The 4,268-nt window shown below is 50.8% G+C and carries 3 protein-coding genes and 1 pseudogene; all 4 read left to right on the top strand.

What is annotated here, in order from left to right:
* Nucleotides 1-119: 119 nt before the first annotated feature.
* Nucleotides 120-1,439: a DEAD/DEAH box helicase family protein gene (locus VSS37_RS02360; RefSeq protein WP_324693019.1), complete on the top strand. Its 1,320-nt coding sequence runs from the start codon at nt 120-122 to the stop codon at nt 1,437-1,439.
* Nucleotides 1,440-1,641: 202 nt separating this feature from the next.
* Nucleotides 1,642-2,757 (top strand): DEAD/DEAH box helicase, encoded by a 1,116-nt coding sequence (locus VSS37_RS02355; protein WP_324693018.1) that lies wholly within the window; start codon nt 1,642-1,644, stop codon nt 2,755-2,757.
* Nucleotides 2,758-2,802: 45 nt separating this feature from the next.
* Nucleotides 2,803-3,959 (top strand): annotated as a pseudogene (locus tag VSS37_RS02350) (DUF3362 domain-containing protein); the annotation flags it as partial.
* Nucleotides 3,960-4,032: 73 nt separating this feature from the next.
* On the top strand, nt 4,033-4,268 hold a 236-nt coding region (locus VSS37_RS02345), incomplete at its 3' end, for a hypothetical protein (protein WP_324693017.1).

Raw genomic sequence — 4,268 nt, 5'->3', positions numbered from 1 at the left:
GTGGGTCAGTTTTCAATTGATGGGGTGGGTCAGTTTTACATCGGTGGTGACACAAAGCACGAGAAACACCGTTAAGCCAACAAGCATTGCAATCAGCATACGCCACATTGGTTAGAATTTTGGGCCTGCCTGATGCATGGATAGAGGCTCCAGAATTTGCTATCCGTTCGTATGTATACCTGAAAGACCCCAACCCTCCAGAACCGCTTCTTCTAAATAGCTTTTTCCTAGATGACCTAGCACTTGCCAAGCAAGTTTTCTCAATGAATCAATGTAAAAGCCTCCAGCAATATTTAGGCATTACACACCCTGCGGAACGCCATGATTTGTTGCGCGATAAAGTTGTATTAAACACTACTGTTAGCCCACGATTAACCCCTTTGGCTCGTTGGCCAAGTAATGGCAACCATCCTCTGGTACTGTTACAACAGGCCGCCGTTAATCTGTCCTTCCAAGAAACCAAGACAAGTGGAATGCTTGGCATAAACGGGCCACCTGGAACAGGCAAAACAACCCTGCTACGGGATTTGGTCGCAGGTGTTGTTACCCAAAGAGCAGAAGAACTAGCCAAATATGACAATCCAGCAACCGCATTTGAGCACTCAGGCCAAAAACTCAAGGTTGGTAACGGCTGGCTCCATTTATACCGACTGGACGAGTCATTACGAGGTTTTGAACTATTAGTTGCATCCTCCAATAACAAAGCCGTGGAAAATGTCAGTGCGGAATTACCCGCGTTGAAAGCCATTTCTGAAGATGCCATTGGCTTGCGCTACTTCACCACCCTATCCGACAAACTACACCAAACCGAAACATGGGGTGCCATTGCTGCGGTTCTGGGAAACACCAAAAATCGAAGCCAATTCAAGCAAGATTTCTGGTGGGATGACGACTATGGGATCAACAGCTACTTGCAAGCTGCATCAGGCTCAATGCCCCAGATCGAAGAGGAAGACCCAAAAACAGGGAAAATCACATATCGCCCACCTCATATTGTTGATGCAGAAAAACCACCAGCCAGCCCTGAAGAAGCAGTAACACGCTGGAAAAATGCACGCGGCAGGTTCCTCAATGCGTTGGAGAGCAGCCGCAAAGCTCAACGGTGGCTAGAAACACTACGACAGGAAATGATCCAATTACCGACCTTTGCCCAGAGAGAAACTGAAGCATTGGCACGGCGTGATCAATTAACGGTTGAAGTGCATCATTGCGAAGTGGAAATTTTCAACACACGGAAGCTCCATGCAAAGACCAGCCTCCAATACCAAGAGGCCATTCAGGATTTGCATAACCATCAACAAGTCAAACCCGGATTTTTGGCAAGATTATTTCGTACAAAGGCAGCAATGACGTGGAGTGAAAGCCTGACCGCACTGCAAGCCAGAAACCATCAGGCAGAAACACGCCATTACAATCTAACCAAAACACTCGCTCGATAACCAAGAACAACAATTACAGCAACTAACTACAGAAAAAAATAACGCTGAATCCCTATGGCAAACAGCCCAGAATCAACATAGGCAAGCAACACAAAATATTGCTGAAGCCCAGCAAAAGCATGGCATTCTGTTCACCGACTCGACATTCTTTGCCTCTCAATCCAAAGTACACCAGCAACTGACACCATGGTTCCCGCCTTCAATGCAACGACTCAGGGATGACGTTTTCATTGCAGGAATGGAACTACATCGTGCATTTATAGATGTCGCTGCCAAACCTTTACGGCACAACCTTGGCGCGTTGATGAACATTTTCACAAGCCAAACACTGCCAGACCAGCAGAAGCAGGCTCTGCTCCCCCACCTGTGGTCTTCGTTATTTCTGGTTATACCACTGGTATCAACAACGTTCGCTTCAGTAAACCGAATGCTTGGAAAACTTCCACTCAACAGCTTGGGCTGGTTATTGGTTGACGAAGCAGGACAAGCCCTTCCACAAGCTGTAGTTGGAGCATTGTTACGTACCCAGCGTGCTGTCATTGTGGGTGATCCTATCCAGATTGAACCCGTTGTAATTCTGCCCTCCACACTGACAGGAGCCATTTGCCGCCGCTTTGGCGTCGACCCTGACGTATACGCTGCCCCAACAGCGTCCGTACAAACATTGGCAGATGCTGCATCCAGCTATGTAACAGAAATTGAAGGAAAACAAGGTAGCCGCAATGTAGGCGTTCCATTATTGGTACATCGCCGTTGTTCAGAGCCGATGTTCGGTATTTCCAATGTGGTTGCTTATTCCAATTTGATGATTTCTACAAAGCAGCCTAAACCTTCAGCAATCCGTGAAGCACTTGGTTCATCAAAATGGATTCATGTTGAAGGAGGTCGCACTGAAGACAAGTGGAGTGAGGAAGAAGGCAATGTAGTCATTCACCTGCTACTACAAATGGCTGAGGCGCGTGTAAAACCCGATGTTTATATCATCACCCCATTTGTCATTGTTGCCGATCATCTGCGCCAAAAAATCCGGGAAGACAAAACACTCTTGGCTTGGATTAATGAAGACTTATGGCTGTGGACCTCAGAACGGGTTGGAACAGTCCACACTGTACAGGGACGGGAAGCAGAAGCGGTTATTTTTGTTCTGGGATCCCCCTTGCCTTCTCAAACTGGAGCGAGGGGCTGGGCTGGAGGAAGGCCCAATCTGCTCAATGTTGCCGTGACACGTGCGAAAGAAGTACTTTATGTTGTCGGCAATCGTAGACTCTGGAAGGATTCTGGCTTGTTTCGTGAACTAGATCGAAGGCTGGAGCTTTAATCGGCATGATGACAATGCCAGTAGAGAAAATCAGTTGACTTTCGCATTCCCGCCTACGAAATGATCCGCTTCTCGGTCAACATCATGCGCGGCTGCTTTGGCGGCTGCACCTTCTGCTCCATCACCGAGCACGAAGGGCGCATCATCCAGAACCGTTCGCAGGAATCCATCCTCCGCGAAGTCGAGGAAATCCGTGACCGCGTGCCCGGTTTCACCGGCGTGATTTCCGACCTCGGCGGGCCGACCGCCAACATGTACCGGCTGGCCTGCAAAGACCCGAAGATCGAAGCCTCGTGCCGCAAGCCCAGTTGCGTCTACCCCGGCATCTGCCAGAACCTCAACACCGACCACGCCGCGCTCAAATCGCTGTACCGCGCCGCCCGCACCCTGCCCGGCATCAAGAAAGTGCTGATTGGCTCCGGCCTGCGCTACGACCTCGCAGTACGCGACCCTGAATACATCAAGGAGCTGGTCACCCACCACGTCGGCGGCTACCTCAAGATTGCCCCGGAACACACCGAAGACGGCCCGCTTTCCAAGATGATGAAGCCGGGCATTGGCACCTATGACGAGTTCAAACGCCTGTTCGAGAAATACAGCAAGGAGGCAGGCAAGGAACAGTACAGTACCTGATCCCGTATTTCATCGCCGCGCACCCCGGCACATCTGACGAAGACATGCTCAACCTCGCGCTATGGCTGAAGAAAAACGGCTTCCGCGCCGACCAGGTGCAGGCGTTCTACCCTTCACCGATGGCCTCCGCCACCACCATGTACCACACCGAAAAAAACCCGCTGCATCAGGTCACCTACAAAAGCGAAAAGGTGCAAACCGCCAAGTCGCCGGAACAGCGCAAGCTGCACAAGGCGTTCCTGCGCTGGCACGACCCGAAGAACTGGCCGCTGCTGCGCAAGGCCATCGCGGATATGGGGCGGCAGGAGCTGATCGGCGATGGGCCGAACCAGCTGATTCCGCATTATCAGAAGGGGGAAGAAGACTTCGTGTACGAGGCGAACCGGCGGAAAAATAAGGGCGGGGAGCATCAGAAGCGGACGGGGAAGGTGGCCTCTGGCCAAGCTGCAAACAAGCAGCAGCCTGGCAAGAAGATGTTGACCCAGCATACCGGCTTGCCGCCGAGGCCACAGACGGGAACGAACAGCAAACCAAAACCGACTGGCAAACCCAAACAACGCCGGAAGTAGTCCCGCCTGCGAGTTGTTCTTCTCCAGTTCCAGCGTATACTGTTAAACATTAACAACTTGCAGATTAAGCACCATGCAAACGTTTGACCAAATTGTGAATCAGACCCGCAACCTGCCGGAAAGTATCCAGCGGGAAATCCTGCATTTTGTGGAATTTATTGCTACCAGATATCGCTCTGTCCCCGCACCAGAGCCAAATACACTCCCTGATGCTTTTGCTATACCGTCGGCAATTGAAAATTCGGTAAAAGTAAAACTAAACAACGCACCAGCTAAAGCTGGTGGGTTTGCGAGAGGGACTGAAAGTCC

The organism is Candidatus Thiothrix phosphatis (assembly GCF_035668035.1).
Taxonomy (GTDB): Bacteria; Pseudomonadota; Gammaproteobacteria; order Thiotrichales; family Thiotrichaceae; genus Thiothrix; species Thiothrix phosphatis.
This window is presented reverse-complemented; position numbering and strand designations above follow the sequence as displayed.

What these genes read in the sequence shown, in the direction of transcription:
- VSS37_RS02355 (WP_324693018.1), top strand. Translation starts at nt 1,642, where the DNA reads ATGCAACGACTCAGGGATGACGTTTTCATTGCAGGAATGGAACTACAT.